Source organism: Methylomonas rapida, assembly GCF_024360925.2.
Lineage (GTDB): Bacteria > Pseudomonadota > Gammaproteobacteria > Methylococcales > Methylomonadaceae > Methylomonas > Methylomonas rapida.
Genome location: NZ_CP113517.1, coordinates 3,378,940 through 3,403,778 on the forward strand (window position 1 = coordinate 3,378,940; position 24,839 = coordinate 3,403,778).

Sequence of the window (24,839 nt, forward strand, 5' to 3'; positions counted from 1 at the left end):
TTTTATAGGCTTATCGGAAATCAAAAGCGGTAAGTTCCGCGACCAAAGCCAATCTACGACAAACCCCATTGCATCGCCGCCCAAGGTTCTGTTTCACGTCCCACAACCCGTCCAATATCTCTTTTTATAAAGTTTCGGGATAGCGAACTCAAGAAACGACATTTCGATAACAATTGAACATAGTTCAATTTGACTTTATAGTATTGCCTGCAAATTGCATTTCGTCTGCTAAGATGCGCTCCCAAGGAGGCAAACCATGTTAAAACGATTTCTACACTGGCTGTTAACGTTACTATTCCGCGTCAAGGTCAACGGCCTTGAAAATTACCGTCAAGCCGGTGATCGGGTATTGATCATCGCCAATCATACCTCGTTTCTGGATCCACTTTTACTCGGCGTGTTTTTGCCGGATGACATCACCTTTGCGATCAATACGCAAATATCCCAGCGCTGGTGGCTGAAACCGTTTTTACGTCTGTCCAAGGTTTTCCCGATGGACCCTACCCACCCCATTTCCTTGAAAGCACTGATTCATCATTTGCAATCGGACACCAAAACCGTGATTTTTCCCGAAGGCCGCATCACGGTGACGGGTTCGATGATGAAAATCTACGATGGCACCGGCATGGTCGCCGACAAATCCGGCGCCACCTTGTTGCCGATTCGCATCGATGGCGCGCAATACTCGCATTTTTCCAAGCTGAAAAACATCGTGCGCTTGCGCTGGTTTCCTCGCATCACGATACACATCCTGCCGCCGACCCGTATCGACACCCACGGCGCTTTCACAGGCAAGGCCAGGCGTAAACACAGTGGCCACGTGCTGGCCGACATCATGACCGAAATGATGTTCGCCACCAGCCATTACCGGCAAACCCTGTTCTCGGCCTTGCTGGAAGCCCGGCGCACTCACGGCGGCCAGCATATCGTCGCCGAAGATTTGGAGCGGAAGCCGCTCAGTTACGACCGGTTGATCACGGGTAGCATTATCCTTGGCAAATTGATCAAAGCCTTGACCAGTCCCGGCGAAACGGTCGGCGTCTTGCTACCCAATTCCACCAAAACCTTGAGCGTCATTCTGGGTTTGCAACTCTACGGCCGGATACCGGGCATGCTGAATTATTCGATTGGTTCCGCAGGCATGGCCTCGGCTTGCAATACCGGCAAAATCAGCATCGTGCTGACCTCGCGCAAATTCATCGACATGGCGCACCTCGGCGACGAAGCGGCCCGCCTGTCGGAGCATGTCAAACTGGCCTATCTGGAAGATCTGGCCGCCTCGCTGTCGCCTTGGGATAAATTGGCCGGTCTGATCCAGGCCAAAACCGCCGATTACTGGTACAAGAGCCATTTCTACGATTCCGACGATGCCGCCGTAACGCTATTCACCTCCGGCTCGGAAGGGGCGCCGAAAGGCGTGGTGCTGTCGCACGCGAACGTGCTGGCCAACCTCCAGCAGGTCAAGGCGCGCATCGATTTCAATCCGACCGACGTGGTGCTGAATTTCCTGCCGATGTTCCATTCGTTCGGCTTCACGATAGGCACGCTGCTACCGATCATGAACGGCATGACCACATTCCTGTATCCATCGCCGCTGCATTACGCGATCATCCCGGAAATGGCCTACGAGGTCGGAGCCACCATCATGTTCGGCACCAACACCTTCCTGGCCGCTTATGCAAAGAAAGCCCATCCTTACGATTTTTTCAGCCTGCGCTATGTCGTGGCCGGCGCGGAAAAACTGCAGGAAAGCACGCGGCAAATGTGGCTGGACAAATTCGGCATCCGCATTTTGGAAGGCTACGGCGCCACCGAAACCTCGCCGGTGACTTCGGTCAACACCGCGATGGACTACAAGGCCGGCACCGTCGGCCGCATCATGCCGGACATGCTGTACAAACTGGAACCCGTGCCCGGCATCGAACACGGCGGCAAATTGCATGTGGCGGGCCCCAACATCATGAAAGGCTATCTATTGCCCGACAATCCCGGCGTGCTGGTACCGCCCTGCTCGCTGTACGGCGAAGGCTGGTACGATACTGGCGACATCGTCGACATCGATGATGAAGGCTTCATCAAGATTCAAGGCCGCAGCAAGCGTTTCGCCAAGATCAGCGGCGAGATGGTGTCCTTGACCGCCGTGGAACAACTGGCCAGCGCGGCCTGGCCAGAGGCTCACCATGCCGCCGTCGGCCTGCCGGAAGCCAAGAAGGGCGAACAGGTGATTTTATTGACCACGCAGCGCGACGCCAGTCCCAAACACCTGGCAGAAGCCTCGCCCGGCGTGGCATCGATCAACCTGCCAAAAAAAGTATTCGTCGTGGAAAAAGTACCCGTACTGCCGACCGGCAAAACCGATTACATCGCCGCAACCCAATTAGCCGATAGCCTGCTGATGGCGGAGAATTAAGGCGATTTATGAAAATAGCATCCCTTTGCCTAGCCCCACCCGCTCTCCCAAGGGGTGAGGCAGTAAAATTCGCATGCCATTTTGATGGAATCCCCAGCGAACATAAACTGGCAAGGTACTTCCCTAAATAGCCTGATACGTTATGAGCAAACACATCTATTCCCTGCTGATCGCCCAATTTTTGTCGGCCTTTGCGGATAACGCGATATTGTTTACCGTGATCGCATTGGTGATGCAACACCCCGAGGCGCCCGGCTGGTATGTACCGGCCTTGCAAAGCGTATTCCTGGTCGCATTCGTGCTGCTGGCCCCTTGGGTAGGCACATTCGCCGACAACCAGGCCAAATCGCGGGTACTGATCATCGCCAATCTGATCAAAGCCGCCGGCGCCGGATTGTTGTTGCTCAAGGTCGAGCCGTTGATCGCCTATTGCATCGTGGGTGTCGGCGCCGCGCTATACAGCCCGGCGAAATACGGCATTCTGCCGGAACTGGCCAGACATGACTGTTTGGTCAAGGCCAATAGCTGGATAGAAGGTTCGACGATTCTGGCGATTTTGACCGGCATGGTGGTCGGCGCCAAAGTTGCCGATTATTCCACCAGTTGGGCCTTGCTGGGAACCATTGCATTGTTTCTGATTTCGGCCGCTACCACGGTACTGTTGCCGAGCAACGTCAGCCGCAAGGAAGTTACTGGCTCGAAAGTCATGCAGTTTTTTCAGGAAGTACGCAGTTTTCTGTCGCTGCCGCGTTCGCGTTTTGCAGTTCTGGGAGCGTCGCTGTTTTGGGCCGCCGCGGCTTGCGTGCGGGTCATCATTGTAGCGTGGGCGCCTTTGGTATTGATGTCGCACAATGCTAGCGACATTGCCAATCTGACCTTGTTTTTGGCCCTGGGCATCATTGCCGGCTCGGCCTTGGTGCCGCATTTGATTCCATTGGAACATCTGCGCCGCGCCCGAATTCCGGCTTATTTCATGGCGCTGTTGATCATGGGCCTGGGCTTTACCGACGAAATCTGGCCGGCGCGTATCGTGTTGTTTTTGATGGGTACTGCGGGCGGCATGTTCATCGTGCCGGTCAATGCTGCACTACAGGAATTGGGGCAGCAAAGCATAGGCAGCGGCGGCGCGGTAGCGATGCAGAATTTCTTTCAAAATGCGGCGATGTTGTTATCGGTGGGAGGCTACACTTTCGCGGCTTCTTTACGGGTCGGCCCGATCGAGGCCTTGTTGGCGCTTGGCGCCCTGCTGTTGCTAACCATTTTCTTGGTGGTGTCGCGCTTGCCCAATAATCAAGCTACGACCATCCCTGAATGAAACCGCATACCAGCAAGGCAACGGTGGCCTGAGCGTCTTCGACGCCGACTCGACCCAGGCTACCGTTCAAAGACAAGACACACACGCCGTGCACGCCGCTCCACAAGGCCCTTGCCGCCAGACTGATCTGCTCCTGAGTCTGTTGCGGGCGTAATTCCTGCAGCACGTTTTCGATAATCAGGAAAATATCCCGCACTTTTTGCTGATACCATGCCGGCGTGGCCACATCGTTGATGGCTTCGAAAATCATGCGCCAGCGGTTGTAATGCTGCCGGGCAAAATTCAAGTAAATCTCGGCCAGGGCCTGGATATGCGCTTCGGCCGACTCAAAGACCTGCTCGACACGCAAGGCCTCCGCAAGGCGATCCAGCGTTCGGCCTTTGACATGCATGATCAAATCATCCATGTTTTCGAAGACCATATAAATGCTGCCGACGGTATAACCGATTTCCATCGCCACCTTGCGTACGGTCAACGCATTGAAGCCCTCGTCAATGACGATGTTTTCGGCGGCACTCAGCACCATTTCCCGAATCTGCTCTTGAGTATGCTCACTTCTTCTGGCCATATTTTGCTCTGCTGGGTGCAATCAAAAAACGTTACCATACACGACCTTTCAACTGGAATCGATAGTTAGCCATGCAAAACGAACTGCTTGCCGTCGTCGACGAGCATGACGTCATCCTCGAGCACCGCCCTCGCCACGAAATTCATGCCCAAGGCTTGCGCCATCGTGCCGTGCATATTCTGGTATTCGACGACCAGGGTCGGCTATTGTTGCAAAAGCGCTCGATGAAAAAGGATTTGAACAAGGGCTTATGGGACACATCGGCCGCCGGCCATGTCGACCAGGGCGAAAGCTATGACGCCTGCGCGCCGCGCGAACTGCGGGAGGAACTGAACGTTACGGCGCCACTGACGCCGCTATTCAAGCTATCGGCAACGCCGGCATTGGGCATGGAATTCATTAAAGTCTACCACAGCCAACACAACGGCCCATTTGAATTCGCCACGGAAGAAATCGACGAAATTCGTTGGTCAAGTCGCGATGAAATAGCCCGTCGAGTGACTGAAAACGACGCGACGCTGACCGAGACCTTTAAAATCATCTGGCGCCACTACCAGGAAATTTAAGGTTTTTGGAACGGGCGGGCGAAACCGCCCACCCGGAGGAACAACAGCGGTTTTATTCGATGGTCATGCGCTGACCGGCCTGCTTTTGCTTTTTCACCAGATTCAGCGTCAAGATCCCGTTATCATAACGAGCCTTGCTGCTGGCTTCGTCGATATCGGACGGCAGTTGAAAGCTGCGCGATACTTCGCCGTAGTAGCGCTCACTCCGCAATAACTTGTCTTCTTTGGTTTCGCTATCGACTTGGCTGATTTCGGCGCGAATGCTGACTACGTTGCCATCGATATTGACATGAATGTTATCCTTGCCCGCGCCCGGAATTTCCGCTTCGACGATAAACTCGTTTGGATTTTCCTTTACATCGACCTTGATTTGCGACGGTAACGGATCGCCATGTAACGGCTTGATAAAATAGCCAGGATTGATGTCCCGAAACAAATCATCAAACAAACTGCGACTTACGAATGGGGTTAAGCTACTCATGTTTAATCTCCTCTGCGTTGCGCAAAATTTATGTCTTATGCGAGAGGAATTATGGTAGCGGAATCGAGAATTTCAAGCCTGGCAAAGAATTATCAGGCCCAACAGATAACAAGATTGGAGAAAAACGGAAGTGGCGGAGCGGACGGGGCTCGAACCCGCGACCCCCGGCGTGACAGGCCGGTATTCTAACCAACTGAACTACCGCTCCGCAGTTGGAATTCAGGCATTATACAGCAACCACATACATCGTCAAGCCAAAAATAAACTTTCGCCAAAATCCATGCCAAATCCTGTTTGTCCACTTTGTCTCGATGCTGCGCCCGTTGCGTTCTATCAAGACAAAAACCGCGATTATTATCGCTGCCGTCGTTGTCACTTGGTTTTCGTCCCGCCTGCACAACACTTGTCGCCGGATGCCGAAAAAGCCATTTACGACTTTCACCAAAATCAACTAGACGATCCGGGGTATCGGCAATTTTTATCCCGTTTGGCCACGCCATTACAGGAAAAGCTATCTCCGGCCTCAAGCGGTTTGGACTATGGCTGCGGGCCCGGCCCCTTGTTGGCGCAAATGCTGAAAAGGTTTGGCCATGATGTCGAAGTGTATGATCCCTTTTACGCCAACCGTCCCCAGCATTTGCAGCGTCGGTATGATTTTGTCACCTGCACCGAAGTCGTTGAGCACTTCAGACAGCCCGCGCAAGAATTCGAACGCCTTTTCGGCTTACTTCAGCCGGACGGCTTATTGGGCCTGATGACCAAGCTGGTCATCGATGCCGAAGCCTTCAGCCGCTGGCATTATAAAAACGACTTGACGCACGTCAGCTTTTTTTCCAAAACCACAATGCAATGGCTCGCCGAGACTTACCACTGCGAACTCGAGTTCGTCGGCAAGGATGTGATGATTTTTCGTGACCAGCGCAAGGGCGGATAACCCCAAAACCAGAAACGCCAGGTAAATATCAGAAGTGGCCCCAATCGCTTGAACAGTAGAATCCAAAATTAAAGTGAAATCCCCGCTGTTGGTTAGGCTGCCTTTTTAACGATTGGCAGCAAGTCGTAATACGCCTGATGAGGCGTTTGTCGATTCAAGCTGGAGTGGGGGCGATCCTGGTTATACCATTCGAAATAATCCAGGATTGAAGCGCGGGCTTTGGCGACGGAATCGTAGGCATGCAGGTAAACCCGCTCGTATTTGACTGATCGCCATAGTCGCTCGACGAAGACATTATCTCGCCAAGCGCCCGTCCGTCCATGCTCAACTGGCAGCCCTGACTTTTCACGGCCTCGACAAACGCTTTGGCGGTAAATTGGCTACCTTGGTCGGTGTTGACGATCTCCGGTTTGCCATATTGCCGGAATGCTTGTTCCAGCACATCCACTGCATGACAAGCTTCCAGCGTGATGGCGACCTTGGCGGCTAGGACTTTGCGACTGGCCCAATCGACTACGGCCGTCAGGTATGCAAAGCCTTTACTCATCGGAATATACGTCGTGCCCAAGGCCCACACCTGATTAGCCCGATCAATGGTGATGCCGCTCAGCAAGTAAGGATAAATCTCGTACCCTGGAGGTACTTGCAAAATGATGAGATTTTACGCAAAAACCACTAGATATAGTGGTTTTTAAAATTAATTGGCCACTAATAGTGGTATTTTGCAAGTTCCTCCTTTAGTATCTTTTAAAACGGTATATCATCATCGAAATCGTCATACGCTGGCGGCGCCGATTGCGGACCGGCAGGTGCCGATGGACGATTGTCATAGCTGTTGGCAGGTGGCGTATTATCGGAGTAACTGGCGGTGCCACCGCTACGGCTATCCAGCATATTCATCGCATCGGCGACGATTTCGGTCGTGTATCTGTCTTGCCCGTCCTGGCCCTGCCATTTCTGGGTGCGGATACGGCCTTCCACATAGACCTGACTGCCCTTCTTCAAGTATTCCCCAACGGTTTTTGCCAAACCGCTAAAAAATACCACCCGATGCCATTCGGTTTCTTCCTTGCGCTCATTGGTATTGCGATCGCGCCATCGCCGAGTCGTCGCCAGGCGGATGGTCGCAATCGGATCACCACTGGGCATATAGCGAATTTCCGGATCAGCACCAAGTCGGCCGATCAACATGACTTTGTTCAACATAATTGTCTCCGTATAAAAACTCGGCTAGCAACGACTCAACGCCATTGCTGTAAAAATATATTCAGTTCGTTCTTGTTCAGTATCTGGCTATCCACTTTCAGATAGGCCGTATTTTCCTCGAAATGCAATCTCACTTCCTCGACGCCGTCGATCGCCAACAAAGCCTTGGAAAATTCGGCGCCGCGCTCCGGCCTGACGGCCTGAAGCGACAACAATAGATTGGCCAGATAGCGCGGCTGCGACATGAACAAGGCGATCAACCCCCAAGTCCCTGCCACCGCGGCGGAAAATACGAATACCGAGGCGGGGCCATATTCACCGTACAACCAGCCGCCGCTGGCGCCTCCCAGAAAAGCACCAATGAACTGGGCCGCTGAATAAATACCCATCGCCGTGCCTTTCAAATCGCCCGGCGCGGTTTTGGAAATCAACGACGGCAAAGTGGCTTCCAGCAAATTGAAACCGCAAAAGAACACCCACAAACAGGCGATCAAGCCAAGCAACTGTCCGTGCAGCAGCACAAAACCCAGGTTCGCCAGTATCAGCGCCAAGATGGCGCCGATAAACACCTTTTTCATTTGCCGCTTCTTCTCGGCGATGATCACGAACGGAATGATCGCCGCCATCGAGGTTACCAGAACCGGCAGATAGACCTGCCAGTGGCTACCGCCCCCCAGCCCCGCGTCGCGCATCAACAAGGGCACAACCACGAAGCTGGCCATCAGAATCAGATGGAGCGCGAAAATGCCATAGTTAAGTCTCAATAAATCGGCATTTTTGATGACCGTCTTCAATTCGGAAGGAATGTATTCCGCGTCGCGATGTATCGATATTTTTTGCGGATTTGGCACGATGAACAAGATCACCAAGATAGCCAGCGCGGCCAAGATCGCAATCAACCAGAAAATGCCGCTGATACCGAAATGGTGCGCTACCACAGGGCCTATCGTCATCGCCACACCGAACGACACGCCGATACTGGCGCCTATCGTAGCCATGGCCTTGGTTCGGTTGACTTCCTGCGTCAGATCGGCCAGCAAGGCCATCACGGCCGCCGATACCGCGCCGCAGCCTTGCAAGGCGCGCCCAATGAGCACGCCATAAATATCGCTAGCCAACGCGGCCACCACGCTGCCCAGCAAAAACAGCAGCAGACCAATCACGATTATGGCTTTGCGGCTGAAACGATCGGAAAGCAAACCGAAAGGTATCTGCAAGACGGCCTGGGTCAGGCCATAAATCCCCATCGTCAAACCCACCAGTTTCGGTGTCGAACCCGGCATTTGCTCGGTAAACAGCGACAATACCGGCAGCAACATGAACAAACCCAGCATCCTGAGTGAATAAATACTGGCCAGCGAGACTGTCGCCCGCTTTTCCATGGACGTCATCCCGCCTGAAACATCCTGAACCTGTGTCAAACTCCAACTCCTCTTTACCCTCGTTTAAAGGTGCCTATAGTATCAGTTTATGGATACCCGGCTCCAGCCTCGGAAAATATCACGAGCACGCGAATCTTTGCTCAACCCGAAGCAACCTCGTATAGTATCCGGCTGTTCTAATCCCAGGAATTCGCAGCAGTGGACACCATTAGCATACGCGGCGCCCGTACCCATAATCTGAAAAACATCGATCTGGATTTGCCGCGCGACAAGTTGATCGTCATCACCGGCCTATCCGGTTCCGGCAAGTCATCCCTGGCCTTCGACACCATTTACGCCGAAGGCCAGCGCCGTTACGTCGAATCCTTGTCGGCCTATGCCCGGCAGTTCTTGTCGATGATGGAAAAACCCGATGTCGATCATATCGAAGGCCTGTCGCCGGCGATTTCGATCGAACAAAAATCCACTTCGCACAATCCGCGTTCCACGGTCGGCACCATCACCGAGATTTACGATTACCTGCGTTTGCTCTATGCTAGGGTCGGCATCCCGCGCTGCCCTGAACACGACGTATCCTTACAGGCGCAGACCGTCAGCCAGATGGTCGACCAAGTCCTCGCCCAGCCCGAAGGAGAGCGCTGGATGCTGTTGGCGCCGGTGGTCAACGACCGCAAGGGCGAGCACGTATTATTGCTGGAAGACTTGAAAGCCCAAGGCTTCTTGCGCGCCCGCATCGACGGCGAGGTCTACGAACTGGACGAGCCCCCGGCGCTGGATTTGAAGAAAAAACACACGATAGAAGTCATCGTCGATCGTTTCAAGATTAGGGAGGATATCGCCCTGCGCCTGGCGGAGTCCTTCGAAACCGCGCTGCGCCTTTCGGACGGCCAGGCAATTGCCGCATCGATGGAAAACGGGCAACAACTGCTGTTCTCGGAACGCTATGCCTGCCCGCATTGCGGCTACAGCCTCAGCGAACTGGAGCCCCGCATTTTTTCGTTCAACAACCCCAAGGGCGCCTGCCCGAGCTGCGACGGGCTCGGCGTGCGCCAGCATTTCGACCCGCAACTGGTGGTGCACAATCCGGAAATCAGCCTGGCCGGCGGCGCGGTGCGCGGTTGGGACCGCCGCAATGCCTATTACTACCAGATCATCTGCGCGCTGGCTGCCCATTACGGCTTCGATCCGGAGGCACCGTTTTCGCAAATTCCGAAGGACATCCAGGCGGTGATCCTGTATGGCAGTGGTGAGGAGAGCATCAGTTTCCAGCTGCACATGGGCAGCGGCAAGCCTCGCACCAGCCATAATCCATTCGAAGGCATCATCCCCAACATGGAGCGCCGTTATCACGAGAGCGACTCGCAAATGGTGCGCGACGAACTGTCCAAATACCTGGCCCAACAGACCTGCACGGCCTGCGAAGGGGCGCGCTTGAATCTGGGCGCCCGCCATGTGTATGTCGAGAATAAACCGCTGCATCAGATCACCCGTCTACCGATCCGCGAAACGCTAAGTTTTTTTCAAGACTTGAACATCCCCGGCCACCGCGGCGAAATCGCGGCCAAGATCAACAAGGAAATTCAGGAGCGGCTAGAATTTTTGGTCAATGTCGGTCTGGATTATCTGACCCTGGACCGCAGCGCCGACACGCTATCGGGCGGCGAAGCCCAGCGCATCCGCCTTGCCAGCCAGATCGGCGCCGGCCTGGTCGGCGTCATGTATGTGCTGGACGAGCCATCCATCGGCCTGCACCAGCGCGACAACGAACGTTTGCTCAATACCTTGTTCAGACTACGCGATCTCGGTAACACCGTGATCGTCGTCGAACACGACGAAGACGCGATCCGCGCCGCCGACCATATCGTCGACATCGGCCCCGGCGCCGGGGTGCACGGCGGACAAATCGTAGCTCAAGGGTCGCCCGAACAAATTCTGGCCGACACCCATTCGCTGACAGGCCAGTATTTGTCCGGTGCGCAAAGCATAGACGCGCCCAAGAAAACCACGTCCAACGATCCGACCCGGCAATTGGTCATCAAGGGCGCCGGCGGCAACAATCTGAAAAATGTCACGGTCAAATTCCCGGTGGGGCTGTTGACTTGTGTGACCGGGGTATCGGGCTCTGGGAAATCGACCTTGATCAACGATACCTTGTACAGTCACGCCGCGCGCGTCATCAACGGCGCCAGTTGTATACCGGCGCCGTGCGAAGCTATCGAAGGCCTGGAGCAATTCGACAAGGTCGTGGACATCGACCAAAGCCCGATCGGCCGCACGCCCCGCTCGAATCCGGCCACCTACACCGGCATCTTCACGCCGATCCGTGAACTGTTCGCGGCCGTGCCGGAAGCCCGTTCGCGCGGTTACACGCCGGGCCGCTTCAGTTTCAACGTCAAGGGCGGTCGCTGCGAAGCCTGCGCCGGCGACGGCGTGATCAAGGTGGAAATGCACTTTTTGCCCGACATTTTTGTCCCTTGCGACATTTGCCATGGTAAGCGTTACAATCGGGAGACCCTGGAAATTCGCTACAAGGGCAAGACCATACACGAAGTGCTGGAAATGACCGTGGAAGATGCCGCTCAGTTTTTCTCGGCGGTTCCCAGTTTGTCACGCAAGCTGCAGACCTTGATCGACGTGGGCTTGAGTTATGTCACGCTGGGCCAAAACGCCGTCACGCTATCCGGCGGCGAGGCGCAGCGGGTCAAACTGGCCAAGGAACTGTCAAAACGCGACACCGGCAAGACTTTGTATATCCTCGACGAGCCGACCACAGGCCTGCACTTCCATGACATCAAACAGCTATTGTCGGTGCTGCACACCCTGCGCGACCACGGCAATACCGTGATCATTATCGAGCATAACTTGGACGTGATCAAAACCGCCGACTGGATCATCGACATGGGTCCCGAGGGCGGCAATGGCGGCGGCACACTGGTTGCGGAAGGCACGCCGCGAGATATAGCCAAACACCGGGATTCACATACAGGAAAGTATTTGAAGCGTTTTTTTGCCTAACCAACATGAAGACGCGGCATCCCTCAGGCAAACCCAAGACTACTTCAGGAGCGACACCCTCATCGCTACCTTCAGGGCAAGCCTTGAAAGGGCATTAACGTTTTTGCTTGAAACTGCGTAGGAGATTCGATAAGACGGAATTTATCGAGATTCAGAAAAGAGTTGGTGGGTGCTGAGGGGTTCGAACCCCCGACCCTCGCCTTGTAAGGGCGATGCTCTCCCAGCTGAGCTAAGCACCCACTCGTTTGAGCCGCGTATTCTACACAATTTAACGTCAGGCACAAACTATTTTTGCTTGCAAAATCCGGAAACAACCTCATCGGTAAAGGAATGCGGCCGCAATAAAGTCGTTCACCCTAAAAACGACAGTCAGTCCACGAACCTCACGAAAGACAAGAAAGACAAGAAAGAAATCATTGCGTTATGAAGCTTATCGATCCATCTGTTTAGTGCTACTTTTCGGCGGTGACAACTGGTTGAAACTTTTCGTGATTTTCGTGTGTTTCGTGGACCAAATGATTTTTCTAGGTTCATTAATCACAAAAAAACCGGCAGTCACACAAGGCGAAGCCGGCTTTTCAAAAACGAAACACGCCAAATTCTAAGGCATGTACATGCCGCCATTGACGTGCAAGGTTTCGCCGGTAATGTAAGACGCCTGCTCCGAAGCCAGGAAGGACACCGCATGAGCGATCTCTTCCGGTTGCCCCAAACGGCCCAGGGCAATCGAATTCAACAAAGCATTCTTGATGTCGTCGGACAATTCCTTGGTCATGTCGGTATCGATGAAACCGGGCGCCACGGTATTGACGGTAATGCCACGCGAACCGACCTCCTTGGCCATTGATTTTGCGAAGCCCACCATGCCGGCTTTCGCCGCCGCGTAGTTGGTTTGGCCGGCATTGCCGGTGGAACCGACCACCGAAGAAATATTGATGATGCGACCATAGCGGGCCTTCATCATGCCGCGCAAAACCGCCTTGCTCATCCGGAAAACCGAGGTCAGATTGGTGTTGATGATGTCATCCCACTCCTCATCCTTCATCCGCATCAACAAGTTGTCGCGGGTAATGCCGGCGTTATTGACCAGCACGGCCGGCGTACCGTAATCATCGCCGGTGACCTTGATGAAGTTTTCGATGTCGGCGGCGTCGGCTACATTCAGTTTGTAGCCCTTGCCGTTTTCCCCCAGATAGGCGGAAATCGCCTCGGCGCCGTTGTCGGAAGTCGCGGTACCGATTACAAAAAAACCGTCGGCGACCAATCTTTCGGCAATCGCACGACCGATGCCGCGGCTAGCACCCGTGACAATGGCAACTTTTTTATCCATGTAAGTGCTCCAATACATTGTTTAAAGAATCCGGATCGAATATCGTCATGTGCACGGCATCGGGCGCGATGCGTTTGTTCAACCCTAGCAAAACCTTGCCTGGCCCACATTCGATGAAGCCAGCCACGCCTTGTTCATGCATGAATTTGATGCTTTCGACCCAGCGCACCGGCATGAATAACTGCTCTTTCAACGCATGGCGAATCACTTCCGGCGAGCCATGCGACTTGACGTCGGCGTTGTGTATCAGCGTGACATCCGGCATCTCGACATTGATACCCTGCAAAATTTCGTTGAGTTTTTCCGATGCGGCTTCCATCAAACGGCAATGCGACGGCACGCTGACCGGTAATTTGACGGCGCGTTTCGCGCCCAATGCCTTCAGCGCCTCCATCGCTCTGTCAACCGCCGCGGTTTCACCGGCAATGACAACTTGACCCGGCGCATTGAAATTGGCCGCCGCGACGACTTCACCGCGAGCGACTTCGGCGCAAGTGTTCACTACCTGGTGATCCTGCAGACCCAAGATCGCCGCCATGGCACCCACGCCGACCGGAACGGCTTCTTGCATCAAACGACCGCGCGCCGCCACCAATTTGACAGCATCCTCGAAAGCAATCGCACCCGAGCAAACCAGGGCGGTGTATTCGCCCAGGCTGTGACCCGCCATCCAGGCCGGTCGGATTTGGCTTTTCTCACACCATATGCGCCAAACCGCAACGCCGGCCGCCAACATCGCCGGTTGCGTATTTTGCGTTTGATTCAAATCGGCTTCAGGGCCATTTTGCACCAGATTCCACAAATCGAAACCCAAGGCATCGGAAGCCTGCTCGAAAGTTTGCTTGGTCGAAGGATAAGCCTCCGCAAGCGATGACATCATGCCGACGGATTGCGAGCCCTGCCCTGGAAAAACGAAAGCCAAGTTATAATTTTGTTCGTTCATAGCCTTTTTAATATTTGATTAACGCGGAACCCCAGGTAAAGCCAGCGCCGAAGGCTTCCATCAACACCATCTGGCCTTTTTTGATCCGACCATCGCGGACGCCCTCGTTGAAAGCCAGCAATATGGAAGCGGACGAGGTGTTACCCTGGGTTTCCAAAGTCAAGATCACCTGATCCATGGACATGCCCAGCTTCTTGGCTGTAGCGGCGATGATGCGCGTATTGGCCTGATGCGGCACCAACCAGTCGATATCGCTTTTATGCAAACCGCTGGCTTCCAAGGTTTCATCGACGATGCGCCCCAGGGTATTCACGGCCACCTTGAAAACTTCGTTACCGCGCATGCTGATATAACCCAGTTCGTCTTGCTTGTCGAATGACGCCACTTGCGGATTAGGGCAATACAACAAGTCTTCGTAACCGCCGTCGGAATGAATATGGGTCGACAAAATCCCCGGCTGATCCGAAGCGCTCAACAAAACGGCGCCGGCACCGTCGCCAAATAAAATACAGGTACTTCTATCGGTCCAGTCGACGATGCGCGAGCACACCTCGGAACCCACGACGAGTACGTTTTTGCTGAAACCGGTTCTGATGTATTGATCGGCAATACTAAGGGCAAAAATCGAGCCGGAACAGGCCGCCTGCACATCGAAGCCCACGCATTGCTGTATCCCGAGACGTTGCTGCAACAAGCAGGCCGTACTGGGGTAGACGCGGTCCGGGGTACCGGTAGCAACGATGATCAAATCGATGGCTTGTACGTCGATACCAGCCATGTCGATGGCTTCGCGCGCGGCGATCTCGGCCATGGAGGAAGCCGTTTCCCGTGGGCCGGCGATGCGTCGACTCTTGATACCCGTGCGCTCGTAAATCCAGCTATCGGAGGTATCCACCATCGTGGAAATATCATCATTGGTGCGGATGGTTTCAGGCAAATAGCCGCCCGTGCCAATCACATTACTCCAGATCGTCATTCTGCTTCCTTCTGGGCCAGGGCGATTTCAAGTTTTTCGCTGATTTTACGAATAACATCCTTCTCAACCTCTACTTCCGCCAAGTGAATCGCGGTTTCAAATGCCAACGCGTCGGCACCGCCATGACTCTTGATCACCAAACCGCGCAAACCGATAAAACTGGCGCCATTATATAGTCGCGGATCGATACTGTCCTTGAACATCTTCAGCACTGGATAAGCCAGCAAGCCCAAGAATTGGGTAAACAGATTGCGGGAAAAGGTTTCCTTCAGTTTCACGGCGATCATCTTTGCCGCGCCTTCGATGGATTTGAGCGCGACATTGCCGACAAAACCGTCGGTGACGATCAGGTCGACCTTTTCGCTGCCGGCATTGATGGAGTTACCTTCCACATAGCCGATGTAATTCAGGTTAGAGTTTTCCAGCAGCTTGGCGGCCGCCTTGACCTGCTCGTTGCCCTTCATGTCTTCTTCGCCGATATTCAACAGACCGACGCGAGGGCGTTCGATATTTTCCACGGCCTTGACGACTTCTTCGCCCATCACGGCGAACTGGTAAAGATGCTCGGCACTGGAATCGACGTTTGCGCCCAGATCCAGCACATGGGTATGCCCGAAAATCGAAGGCAAGGTAGAGATGATGGCCGGCCGCTCGATCCCCGGAATCATCTTCAAAACGAAACGCGCGGTCGCCATCAAGGCACCGGTATTGCCCGCGCTGACGCAAGCATCGGCTCGGCCTTCCTTGACCAGATTGATGGCCACCCGCATCGAGGAATCTTTTTTGTTTTTTAGCGCCTTTTGCGGCGGCTCGTCCATTTCGACGACTTGCGAAGCGTGCTGTATGCGGATTCTGTCTTTGAACTCCACCAGCGCTTCGGACAACAGGTTGCTCAGGACAGCCTCGTCGCCCACCATGATCAATTTTAAATGTGGATTTTTTCGTAAACAGGCTAGTGACGCAGGAACGGTCACTTGAGGACCGAAATCCCCGCCCATCGCATCAATCGATAGAGTTGAGCTCACGCTTTAGGACCTAACCCTTGAAGTTGAATGAGGAGACACATCGATCAGACGTGTCGTCTATGAAATCAAATAAAATGAATCTGTTAGAAACCGAAAGACAGGCATGTCAGTTCGAACGGATGCAGCCGGCAAACGCAGCCCACTCAAGCACCCTTTCGAATGACGTCAACGGCTTCTAACAGCCATGAGATTTTTATTCTTCGTCGATTTCGCTATTGCTGGCGATGATTTGACGACCCTTGAAGAAGCCATCGGGCGTCATGTGATGGCGCAAATGCACTTCACCTGTCAACGGATCCTGCGCCAAGGTTTTGGCGGTTAAGGCATCGTGTGAACGACGTTGGCCGCGTCTTGCACGCGATACTTTACTCTTTTGTACTGCCATTATTACTCTCCAGTTTTTTTAAGTTTGGCTAAAACAGAAAAAGGGTTATGGGTCTTGGTCTGACTTTCGTCGTCAAAGTCGGCATCTTTAGAACTGCGTTGCAGGATGCAGTCATATTCATGCCTGGGATAATCCGGCAATGCCAGCAATATTTCATCTTCGATCAGCGCATTCAACGACACTTTTTCGCCGTCAAACAACAGCGGCTCGCAATCGATCTCAAGTTGTTCAGCCTCTTGCAAGGAAGACACCACGCCCAGCTTGAATTTCAGATCGATCGGCCAGCTCAACGCTTGCAGGCAGGATTGACACGCCAGCTCCAGCGTCGCTTTTATCGTGCCGGAGATAACGGCCCGCTTGCCTTCCTTGCCAAACTGCGCTTCAATTTCCACATCGCCATCTTTGACTAAAACCAGATCGGACAAACGCTCGAGCGCCGCTATTTCCAGCGCACCTGACAGAACGGTTCGCCTTTCGGCAAACAATAAAGGGTCAATAAAGTCGGGAAGTTTGTCTGACATAACTGTACAATCATACAGATAACTCTCTGTTGCGTCAATCCGACACAATTTGACCTTAACCGAAACATGTCGCCACTGATTCTTGCATCGAGCTCGCGCTACCGCGCCGAGCTACTCAAAAAACTGCAACTGGACTTTATCACTTGCAGCCGCGGAGTCGATGAAACGCCACATCCCCAGGAACCCGCCGACGCGCTGGCGCAGCGCTTATCGATCAGCAAAGCCCAAGCGGTCGCGCCCGCATACCCTGATCATCTGATCATAGGCTCGGATCAAGTAGCGGTTTGCAACGATGTATTACTGGGAAAACCCGGCAACCGTGCAAACGCCTTCCGCCAACTAAAAGCCCAATCAAGCCAGAAGGTCACGTTTTACACCGGTCTTTGCGTGCTCAACAGCCGGACGGGCCAAACCTGGACAGACCTGGATGTCTGCCATGTGTATTTCAGAGAACTCAGCGAGAGCCAAATCGAGCATTATCTGGATGTCGACCAACCGTTCGATTGCGCCGGCAGCTTCAAATCGGAAGGCTATGGCATCAGCTTGTTCAGCAAAATCGAAGGCGAAGACCCGAATGCCCTGATCGGCTTGCCGCTGATTAAACTGATCGGCCTGCTGAACCAATGCGGCCTGGCGATACCATAATGAAGCCGCCACCACGCGAAAAACCAACGATATATTGATCTTGAAGTCTTGAACACCGCCTTTAAGGCAACCGTCATTGACGTTTGTGCTCGGGCAGCAATTGCTCGAAGATCGAATGAAACTCCAGTTCAGCCTGCGTCATCACCTGTTCTATCTGCGCTCGCGTCAAACGCGCAAAATCCAGGACATGATCCGGTATTTCCACCAAGGTCTGCTCGATGGGCCTGCCGAACTCCTTGTCGTCCACCAGCCTGCTGGCCAGATTCAGTAGCCGCGCATCCAGCTTATGCGTAATGGCCGCATCAGGATCGCGATAGCAACCAACCACTTCGTAGAGCGACTCGGGAAATCCCCACGATTTCATCAACTCGCAGCCAACCTCGACATGGGTAAACCCCAGAATCGCCCGCTCGGCATTCACCAGCAACCGCCTATCCTGCCTGATGGACACCAAGACTTTCGTCGCCTGCTCCGGCATGAGCTGATACAGCACCAAGGAACCTATGTCATGCAACAAGCCATCCAAAAACAAGCGTTCGACATTCAGCACCGCACTCGATTTGGCCAATAACTTGCAGACCACGCCGCAATGAACGCTACGCAGCCAGAACGCCGTCATATCGACCAGGTCGGACGGAATCTTGACGAATTTGTCGACGATACAGGTCGCCACCACCAGACTGTAAACATCTTCGATACCGACGACCGTAATCGCCCTCGATATCGTGTCGACTTTGGCGGGAAAGCCATAATAAGCGCTATTGACTATCCGCAGCAATCGGGCGGACAACGCGGGATCCCGGCCAATCACATTGCCAATTTCGGCCAAGGAATAGCGCGGATCGTGAATCATCTCATTGAGTTGAAAATAAATATCCGGCAAAGAAAATAAATCTTTCGCCTCGGCGACCACTTCCTGTGCGGTTTGAAATTTCACGCTTAACTTTTCCCGTAAAGTCGCAGCACATGCTGGACGTAATTTTGTGTTTCTGGATAGGGCGGCACCGTGTAGTTGTACTTCATCACAGCCCCCTCACCGGCGTTATAACCGGCTACAGCCAATTTCAAATTGGAATTGAACATCGCCAGCAAATCCTTCAGATAGCGCGTGCCGCCATCGACGTTTTGTTCGGGATCGCGCCGGTCGCTGACACCATAACGCCGCGCGGTATCCGGCATCAATTGCATCAAGCCCACGGCCCCCGCCGAAGAAATGGCCTGCGGATTGTAAGCCGATTCGGCTTGAATCACCGCATGCAACAATTTGGGGTCCATTTGATGCTTGGCGGCGGCGCGATCAATCAACTCGTTGTATTTTAATCTGTTACCGGCCATAAACTTCAAGTCGCGCTTGTAAGTCTTGGGCGGCGTGCGGATGATCAGCTTGAATCCCATCCCCTTTTCCGGACGGTCGGTATAATAAACCCGCCCATCGAGCCCCACGCGCTTATAAATATCGGCCGACGCCACTGACGAAACCGCTAGCAACAACATAAACGTTTTCAGCCATTTCATCGCACTCACCTTCGATAGATTCAGCTCGCTACCTGGATACTGATCAAACTGGCGGCCTCGACCGCCTTGCTTCTGGCGCCGGTAATGTTATCCGCCGTCGCCAACGCCACGCCCATGCGTCGGGATACGAAGGCTTCCGGCTTACCGAACAGGCGAATCTCGCTGTCGGGCACCGCCAAGGCCTGTTCCAGCCCTTGATAAACCACGGCCTTGGCATCGACGCCACCCAGGATGACCGCACTGGCGCCGGTTTTATCCAGATCCGTGCAGACCGGAAAACCCAAGATAGCCCTGGCATGCAAGTCAAACTCGCTCTGGCGCTGGCTGACCAGGGTCACCATGCCGGTATCGTGCGGCCTGGGGCTGACTTCGCTGAACCAGACCTGGTCGCCCTTGACGAATAACTCCACACCGAACAAACCCAAGCCCCCCAGCGCCTCGGTGACTTTGCCCGCGATTTGTTGCGACAATGCGATCGCGGAAAGACTCATCGGCTGCGGCTGCCAGCTTTCGCGGTAATCGCCGTTTTCCTGGCGATGGCCGATAGGCTGGCAAAAATAGGTTTCGACCTGGCCTTTTGCATTCAAGGCCCGCACGGTCAACAGCGTAATCTCGAAATCGAACTCGACTTTGGCCTCGACGATGACTTTGCCGGTATCGGCGCGCCCGCCAGCCTTGGCATAATCCCAGGCCGCCTTGAGTTGCTCCGGGCTTTTCACCATCGATTGCCCCTTGCCGGACGACGACATCGTCGGCTTGATGAAACACGGGTAACCGATGCCGCCATCCACCGCCGCCTGTAATTGCTCGAAAGTTTCGGCAAAGGCATATTGTGAGGTCGGCAAGCCCAACTGTTCGGCGGCCAATTGCCGGATGCCCTCGCGGTTCATCGTCAGTTGAATGGCGCGCGCATTGGGCACGATTTGCACGCCACCCTCGGCTTCAATATCCGCCAATGCCTGCGTCGCAATCGCCTCGATCTCCGGGACTATGATGTGCGGCTTCTCGCTGGCTATCAGCGTTTTCACCGCCACGGCATCGGTCATGTCGATCACATGACTGCGATGAGCCACCTGCATGGCCGGTGCATTGGGGTATCGGTCGACCGCAACTACCTCGACGCCATAGCGTTGCAACGAAATCGCAACTTCTTTTCCCAGCTCGCCACTGCCCAACAACAGGGCCTTGGTTGCGGTCGGACTCGTGGGCGTACCTATTTTCATGTCGATTTGGCCAGATAGTTTTCGATGTCTTGTTTGGAAAAACCGATTTTCTTCGCCACCCGGTCGGCGTGACTGACCCTGGAAATACCCTCGATCAATCTGAAGGTCGGCATCTCGTCGGCAAATTCCACTTGTTTGGGCGTCGCGATGCCACGTTTGACGAAAACATCCACCAACTGATGATTGTGCGTAATCAGGATGGTACTGTTACCTTTACGATAAAACCCGTCCAGCACATCGATCGACGACTGCATTTTTTCTTCAAAGGTAGTTCCTTCCGCCATTTCGTCAAGCACCAGCAAGCTTTTTGCCGTGGTCGCCAGGAAAATATCGCGCGTGCGCTTCAATTCGGTACCGAAGCGGCCTTCGCCATCGTCGAGATGACTGATTTCCGGCGCCTGATAGAAAATTCTGTCCGCCACTGCCATCCGCGCCGACTTGGCCGGCACATAACAGCCTATCTGCGCCAGCAATTGTATCTGGGTAATGGTTTTGCAAAACGCGGTCTTGCCGCCGCTATTCGGGCCCGTCACGCAAACCAGCCGCTCTTCCAGCATCGCAAAATCGTTGCCGACATAAGCCGGATTCTGTTTCCCCAGTACCGGATTTTTCGCGCTCTTCAGTTCGATCTCATGTCGCTCGCCGGCATGCATCTCGGGCAACACCATGTCGCTGCCGTAATCTTCGGCGTATTTGATGAAGGCCAAGAGTTCGTCGAGCTGCCCCAGGCCATCCAACATGTCACCCAAAGCCTGCGAACTTTTAAAGCGATTACGCAACGGAATGATGCAATTATCCCGGTCATAACCGCCGATCACCGGAATATAAGCCAGCATCAGCGGCAAGAAAAACACCGAGGCGACCGAAATGCCATCCCTGGTAAACTGGAACATGTCGCTCGGAAAAACCTGGATCAAGCCCCAAATGGCCAGGGCAACCAGAGCCAGCAACATCGGCTTGAACAGGGTCGGGCGGAAAATCGTTGCCGGCGCGAAGCTGCCCTTACGCTCTTCCTTGCTTTGTATGCCTTTTTCACTGTTATAAACCGGGCCGACCATCAGCGAATAGTCGTGGCTATTGGCAAAATTGCCGATTTTGTTGAACACGCTTTGCAGATAAGGACTTTGCGGCGTACCGGAGTTGTGAATCGCGCCAACCAGATTCAAGACGAAATTGATGCCGCGGCGATATTGTTTATAGCCGTAACCTTCGATCTGATTTTCTTCGCGCGCCGTGCCGAAACTGCCTAAGAACTCGCCAAACAACAACAAATACAAGCGTTTTTCCGCCCCTGCCGCATCAGCGATAATATTCTCGACATTGGCTCGCACGTCCGGATTGTCGCGAATCTCGCGCACGGCCTCCTGCTTGGCGGCTATGGTTTCCAGATCGTCCAAGGGTTGCGCCAATGATCGATACAACACGGCCTGACCGGCAACGGTGCTGGCGTAATTGACATAATCGAACAGCTCGTCGACCTCGATGGTATTGAAGGCCCCCTGATCCAGAACGCCTTCACCGGTCGGCAGCGGTTTGCTGGATCGAACCGCCGGCCACTCATCATTCCAACTCTGTAATATGTTTTGCTGCATGCTGCCTCCCCGGCTTTTATGCCGCCAACACTAGGCGGATTTTATGATTTCGGCCATCACCTCGACATGCGCGTCGCTATCGTTCAGGGCCGGGATATAACGATAACTCTTGCCACCCGCCTCGATGAAAATTTCTTTATTGGCCAGAGCAATTTCTTCCAAGGTTTCCAGGCAATCCACCGCAAAACCCGGACACACCACATCGACCTGCTTGATGCCCTGCTTGGGCAGTTCCTGCAACACCTCGACGCAATAAGGCTTGAGCCATTCCGCCCGGCCGAAGCGCGATTGAAACACCATCTGCCATTGCTTGTCGTTCAGCCCCAGCTCTTCCGCCAATAAGCGCGCGGTCGCCTGGCAATGATAAAAATACGGGTCGCCCCATTCCGTCAATTTGGCCGGCAAGCCGTGAAACGACATCACCAACAAGGCCGCCTGTCCGTTTTCCTGCCAATGCGCCCGGATCGAATCCGCCACGGCTTTGATGTAAACGGGCTTTTGGTAATAATCGCTGATGAAACGCAACGACGGCATGTGCCGCCAGCCGATGAATTCGTCCGCCACCACATCGAAAATAGACGCGGTCGTGGTCGAGGAATATTGCGGATACAGCGGCAGGATGATGATATCCTCCACACCCTGCTGTTTGAAGAGTTGCAGCTTGTCGCGCAACGCAGGCTTGCCGTAGCGCATCGCGCAATCGATCAACACGCGTTCGCTGCCGAGACGCTTGGCCAGCTTATCGCTCAATTGCTGGGTAAACACGATCAACGGCGAACCCTTGTCGGTCCAGATGGTTTGATAGGCATGCGCCGATTTGCGCGGCCTAAACGGCAGCACGAACAGATTCAAGATCATCCACCACAAAGGCCGAGGCAGATTGACGACCCGCGGATCACCCAAAAATTCGCGCAAAAAGGCCCTTACATCGCCGGTACTGGTGCTGGCCGGCGATCCCAGATTGACCAATAATACGCCGACCTTTTTTTCGCCTAAGTCTGCCATGGCTTTACTTGCGGTTGATCAAATTCAAAAATTCGGAACGGGTGCTGATTTCCTCGCGGAAAATGCCGGTCATCACCGAGGTCGTCATCACCGAGTTCTGTTTCTCGACGCCGCGCATCATCATGCACAAATGCTTGGCTTCGATCACGACCGCCACGCCACGCGCGTCGATCGCCGTTTCCACCGCGGTAGCGATTTGCCGGGTCAGCTGTTCCTGAATTTGCAGCCTGCGCCCATACATATCGACAATGCGCGCCAGCTTGGACAAGCCCAACACCTTGCCTTGCGGCAGGTAACCGATATGGCATTTGCCGATGAACGGCAACAAGTGGTGTTCGCACAAGGAATACAGCTCGATATCCTTGACGATCACCATATCCTCGGTGTCGGCTTGGAAAATGGCGTCATTCAATACCTCTTCCAAGGTCTTTTGATAACCATTGTTCAAAAATTTAAATGCTTCCGCCGCCCGTTTCGGTGTATCGCGCAAGCCTTCCCGATTGACATCTTCACCAATCGCTTGAATGATTTTGGAGAAATATTCTTCCATCGCCGCCCCCAAGTAAAAAAATGTCGTGAGTATACAACATCAAACCGTAAACTCTAAGGCGCGCATCAACACTTGTTCGTCGGCGCCGCTCTTCGTAGCGTTTTCGCTGATATGTCTGCGCCACGCCCTGGCCCCATCCACACCATGAAACAGGCCCAGTAAATGACGCGCGATGGCGTTGAAGCGCACGCCTTGCCGCAACTGTTCTTGAACATACGGGACCAAGCTTTCCACGACTTCCCGCCGAGACTTGATCGGCTGGTCTTCGCCAAACAACTGCTGATCGACCTGACTGAGCAAATACGGGTTATGGTAAATCTCCCGCCCCAGCATCACGCCATCGACATGATTCAGTAATTCCCGAGCCGCGTCCAAGGTCGTGATGCCGCCATTGATGACGATGTTCAGATGCGGAAAGTCCCGTTTCAACTCAAACACCACCTCATAACGCAGCGGCGGAACGTCACGGTTTTGCTTGGGTGACAAGCCGGAAAGCCAGGCTTTGCGGGCATGCACGATGAACGTTTCACAACCGGCGCCGGCAACCGTTTCGATGAACTTCACCAGCGCCTGATAGGAGTCCAGATCATCGATGCCAATCCGCGATTTTACCGTTACCGGGATAGCCACCGCCTGCCGCATCGCCGACACGCACTCGGCCACCAATTCAGGTTCGGCCATCAAGCACGCGCCGAAACGGCCATTCTGCACCCTATCACTCGGACAACCCACATTCAGATTGACCTCGTCGTAGCCGTACTCCTCGGCAATCTTAGCGCACCGCGCCAAATCACTGGGGCTGCTGCCGCCTAACTGCAAAGCCACGGGATGCTCTTCCGCATTGAATTGCAAATGCCGTTCAGGATGACCATGCAAAATCGCCCCGGTCGTCACCATTTCGGTGTACAGCATGGCATGCCGCGACATCAGGCGATAGAAATACCGGCAATGCCTATCGGTCCAATCCAGCATCGGCGCGACACAAAAGCGGTGGAGAGGGATTGGGCGGGTTATAGCCTGGGGTATTTCTGCGATTGCTGTGGTTTGTCGTGGCATTTTTTAAAACTGTATTGCGCGATGGTTACCGAGTGATTTTCTGCGAGCCTTTTTCCGGAAACCATCAGCAAAACCGCGGAAAATCCCCTTCTTGAACAGGGTACCGTAAAAGCCCCCTTCTCCCGGCGGGAGAAGGCATTCTTTTACCGTTTACGGCCTCCTGAAAGGAGTGCCATCATATCGCATACGACAGGGA

The 24,839-nt window shown here is 54.0% G+C and carries 23 protein-coding genes, 2 tRNA genes and 1 pseudogene; 6 read left to right on the forward strand and 20 right to left on the reverse strand.

The window, feature by feature from the left end; genetic code table 11:
• The first annotated feature begins 256 nt into the window (after positions 1 to 256).
• Both NM686_RS15875 and lplT read left to right on the forward strand, forming a co-directional pair.
• Positions 257 to 2,410, forward strand: coding sequence for an AMP-binding protein (locus tag NM686_RS15875; protein ID WP_255188828.1), 2,154 nt, complete (start codon positions 257 to 259; stop codon positions 2,408 to 2,410).
• Between the two features lie 142 nt (positions 2,411 to 2,552).
• On the forward strand, positions 2,553 to 3,725 hold the full coding sequence (gene lplT, locus NM686_RS15880) for a lysophospholipid transporter LplT (RefSeq protein WP_255188829.1): 1,173 nt from the start codon (positions 2,553 to 2,555) through the stop codon (positions 3,723 to 3,725).
• On the opposite strand, the gene NM686_RS15885 is transcribed toward lplT, so the two are convergent.
• A complete protein-coding gene (locus NM686_RS15885) occupies positions 3,706 to 4,293 on the reverse strand; it encodes a TetR/AcrR family transcriptional regulator (protein ID WP_255188830.1) in 588 nt (195 codons plus the stop codon). The two genes, lplT and NM686_RS15885, sit on opposite strands and share 20 nt — an antisense overlap.
• 71 nt (positions 4,294 to 4,364) lie before the next feature.
• Between NM686_RS15885 and NM686_RS15890 the strand changes: the two genes are divergently transcribed.
• Complete coding sequence (locus NM686_RS15890) at positions 4,365 to 4,859, forward strand: NUDIX hydrolase (RefSeq protein ID WP_255188831.1); 495 nt, start codon at positions 4,365 to 4,367, stop codon at positions 4,857 to 4,859.
• Positions 4,860 to 4,911: 52 nt separating this feature from the next.
• Here NM686_RS15890 and NM686_RS15895 read toward each other — a convergent pair whose 3' ends face one another.
• Together NM686_RS15895 and NM686_RS15900 are read right to left on the reverse strand one after the other, a co-directional pair.
• Entirely contained in the window at positions 4,912 to 5,340 is a 429-nt protein-coding gene (locus NM686_RS15895) for an Hsp20/alpha crystallin family protein (protein ID WP_255188832.1), read from the reverse strand.
• Between the two features lie 131 nt (positions 5,341 to 5,471).
• A tRNA-Asp gene (locus NM686_RS15900) sits at positions 5,472 to 5,548 on the reverse strand.
• A gap of 72 nt (positions 5,549 to 5,620) precedes the next feature.
• On the opposite strand from NM686_RS15900, the gene NM686_RS15905 reads away from it, so the two are divergent.
• Complete coding sequence (locus NM686_RS15905) at positions 5,621 to 6,274, forward strand: class I SAM-dependent methyltransferase (RefSeq protein ID WP_255188833.1); 654 nt, start codon at positions 5,621 to 5,623, stop codon at positions 6,272 to 6,274.
• A 92-nt stretch (positions 6,275 to 6,366) separates the two neighbouring features.
• On the opposite strand, the pseudogene NM686_RS15910 reads toward NM686_RS15905, so the two are convergent.
• From NM686_RS15910 to NM686_RS15920, 3 genes and pseudogenes are all read right to left on the reverse strand, one after another.
• Positions 6,367 to 6,911: pseudogene (locus NM686_RS15910) on the reverse strand (IS3 family transposase); the annotation flags it as partial.
• A gap of 110 nt (positions 6,912 to 7,021) precedes the next feature.
• On the reverse strand, positions 7,022 to 7,480 hold the full coding sequence (locus NM686_RS15915; protein WP_255188834.1) for a single-stranded DNA-binding protein: 459 nt from the start codon (positions 7,478 to 7,480) through the stop codon (positions 7,022 to 7,024).
• Between the two features lie 35 nt (positions 7,481 to 7,515).
• Positions 7,516 to 8,901 carry an MFS transporter gene (locus tag NM686_RS15920; RefSeq protein WP_255188835.1) on the reverse strand — a complete coding sequence of 462 codons (1,386 nt, stop codon included), beginning with the start codon at positions 8,899 to 8,901 and terminating at the stop codon, positions 7,516 to 7,518.
• Positions 8,902 to 9,060: 159 nt separating this feature from the next.
• Between NM686_RS15920 and uvrA the strand changes: the two genes are divergently transcribed.
• Entirely contained in the window at positions 9,061 to 11,877 is a 2,817-nt protein-coding gene (uvrA, locus tag NM686_RS15925; RefSeq protein ID WP_255188836.1) for an excinuclease ABC subunit UvrA, read from the forward strand.
• Positions 11,878 to 12,040: 163 nt separating this feature from the next.
• Here the strand turns inward: uvrA and NM686_RS15930 are convergent.
• The 7 genes from NM686_RS15930 to NM686_RS15960 all read right to left on the reverse strand — a co-directional run bounded on the left by NM686_RS15930 (position 12,041) and on the right by NM686_RS15960 (position 17,057).
• A tRNA-Val gene (locus NM686_RS15930) sits at positions 12,041 to 12,116 on the reverse strand.
• Between the two features lie 362 nt (positions 12,117 to 12,478).
• Positions 12,479 to 13,207 carry a 3-oxoacyl-ACP reductase FabG gene (gene fabG, locus NM686_RS15935; RefSeq protein WP_255188837.1) on the reverse strand — a complete coding sequence of 243 codons (729 nt, stop codon included), beginning with the start codon at positions 13,205 to 13,207 and terminating at the stop codon, positions 12,479 to 12,481.
• Positions 13,200 to 14,150 (reverse strand): ACP S-malonyltransferase, encoded by a 951-nt coding sequence (gene fabD / locus NM686_RS15940; protein WP_255188838.1) that lies wholly within the window; start codon positions 14,148 to 14,150, stop codon positions 13,200 to 13,202. Before fabD ends, fabG begins: the two co-directional genes overlap by 8 nt.
• 7 nt (positions 14,151 to 14,157) lie before the next feature.
• Positions 14,158 to 15,126, reverse strand: coding sequence for a beta-ketoacyl-ACP synthase III (locus NM686_RS15945; RefSeq protein WP_269021862.1), 969 nt, complete (start codon positions 15,124 to 15,126; stop codon positions 14,158 to 14,160).
• Positions 15,123 to 16,151 (reverse strand): phosphate acyltransferase PlsX, encoded by a 1,029-nt coding sequence (gene plsX, locus NM686_RS15950; RefSeq protein ID WP_255188839.1) that lies wholly within the window; start codon positions 16,149 to 16,151, stop codon positions 15,123 to 15,125. Before plsX ends, NM686_RS15945 begins: the two co-directional genes overlap by 4 nt.
• Positions 16,152 to 16,344: 193 nt before the next feature.
• Complete coding sequence (gene rpmF, locus NM686_RS15955; RefSeq protein WP_255188840.1) at positions 16,345 to 16,536, reverse strand: 50S ribosomal protein L32; 192 nt, start codon at positions 16,534 to 16,536, stop codon at positions 16,345 to 16,347.
• Between the two features lie 2 nt (positions 16,537 to 16,538).
• The gene (locus NM686_RS15960) at positions 16,539 to 17,057 is read right to left on the reverse strand and encodes a YceD family protein (protein ID WP_255188841.1); all 519 of its coding nucleotides are present in this window, start codon (positions 17,055 to 17,057) and stop codon (positions 16,539 to 16,541) included.
• Between the two features lie 66 nt (positions 17,058 to 17,123).
• Between NM686_RS15960 and NM686_RS15965 the strand changes: the two genes are divergently transcribed.
• Positions 17,124 to 17,702, forward strand: a complete 579-nt coding sequence (locus tag NM686_RS15965) for a Maf family protein (RefSeq protein WP_255188842.1) — start codon at positions 17,124 to 17,126, stop codon at positions 17,700 to 17,702.
• Positions 17,703 to 17,775: 73 nt separating this feature from the next.
• On the opposite strand, the gene NM686_RS15970 is transcribed toward NM686_RS15965, so the two are convergent.
• The 7 genes from NM686_RS15970 to dusA are packed head-to-tail and all read right to left on the reverse strand — an operon-like array spanning position 17,776 to position 24,643.
• Positions 17,776 to 18,639 carry an HDOD domain-containing protein gene (locus NM686_RS15970; RefSeq protein ID WP_255188843.1) on the reverse strand — a complete coding sequence of 288 codons (864 nt, stop codon included), beginning with the start codon at positions 18,637 to 18,639 and terminating at the stop codon, positions 17,776 to 17,778.
• A 2-nt stretch (positions 18,640 to 18,641) separates the two neighbouring features.
• Positions 18,642 to 19,217 (reverse strand): transglycosylase SLT domain-containing protein, encoded by a 576-nt coding sequence (locus tag NM686_RS15975; protein WP_255188844.1) that lies wholly within the window; start codon positions 19,215 to 19,217, stop codon positions 18,642 to 18,644.
• 20 nt (positions 19,218 to 19,237) lie between these two features.
• A complete protein-coding gene (gene purT, locus NM686_RS15980) occupies positions 19,238 to 20,440 on the reverse strand; it encodes a formate-dependent phosphoribosylglycinamide formyltransferase (protein ID WP_255188845.1) in 1,203 nt (400 codons plus the stop codon).
• Positions 20,437 to 22,032: a MutS-related protein gene (locus tag NM686_RS15985; RefSeq protein WP_255188846.1), complete on the reverse strand. Its 1,596-nt coding sequence runs from the start codon at positions 22,030 to 22,032 to the stop codon at positions 20,437 to 20,439. The genes purT and NM686_RS15985 overlap by 4 nt, the downstream gene beginning before the upstream one ends.
• Positions 22,033 to 22,062: 30 nt before the next feature.
• Positions 22,063 to 23,037: a ferrochelatase gene (gene hemH / locus NM686_RS15990; protein WP_255188847.1), complete on the reverse strand. Its 975-nt coding sequence runs from the start codon at positions 23,035 to 23,037 to the stop codon at positions 22,063 to 22,065.
• Positions 23,038 to 23,041: 4 nt separating this feature from the next.
• Positions 23,042 to 23,587 (reverse strand): GTP cyclohydrolase I FolE, encoded by a 546-nt coding sequence (folE, locus tag NM686_RS15995; protein ID WP_255188848.1) that lies wholly within the window; start codon positions 23,585 to 23,587, stop codon positions 23,042 to 23,044.
• Between the two features lie 39 nt (positions 23,588 to 23,626).
• The gene (dusA, locus tag NM686_RS16000) at positions 23,627 to 24,643 is read right to left on the reverse strand and encodes a tRNA dihydrouridine(20/20a) synthase DusA (protein ID WP_407942361.1); all 1,017 of its coding nucleotides are present in this window, start codon (positions 24,641 to 24,643) and stop codon (positions 23,627 to 23,629) included.
• Positions 24,644 to 24,839: the final 196 nt, after the last annotated feature.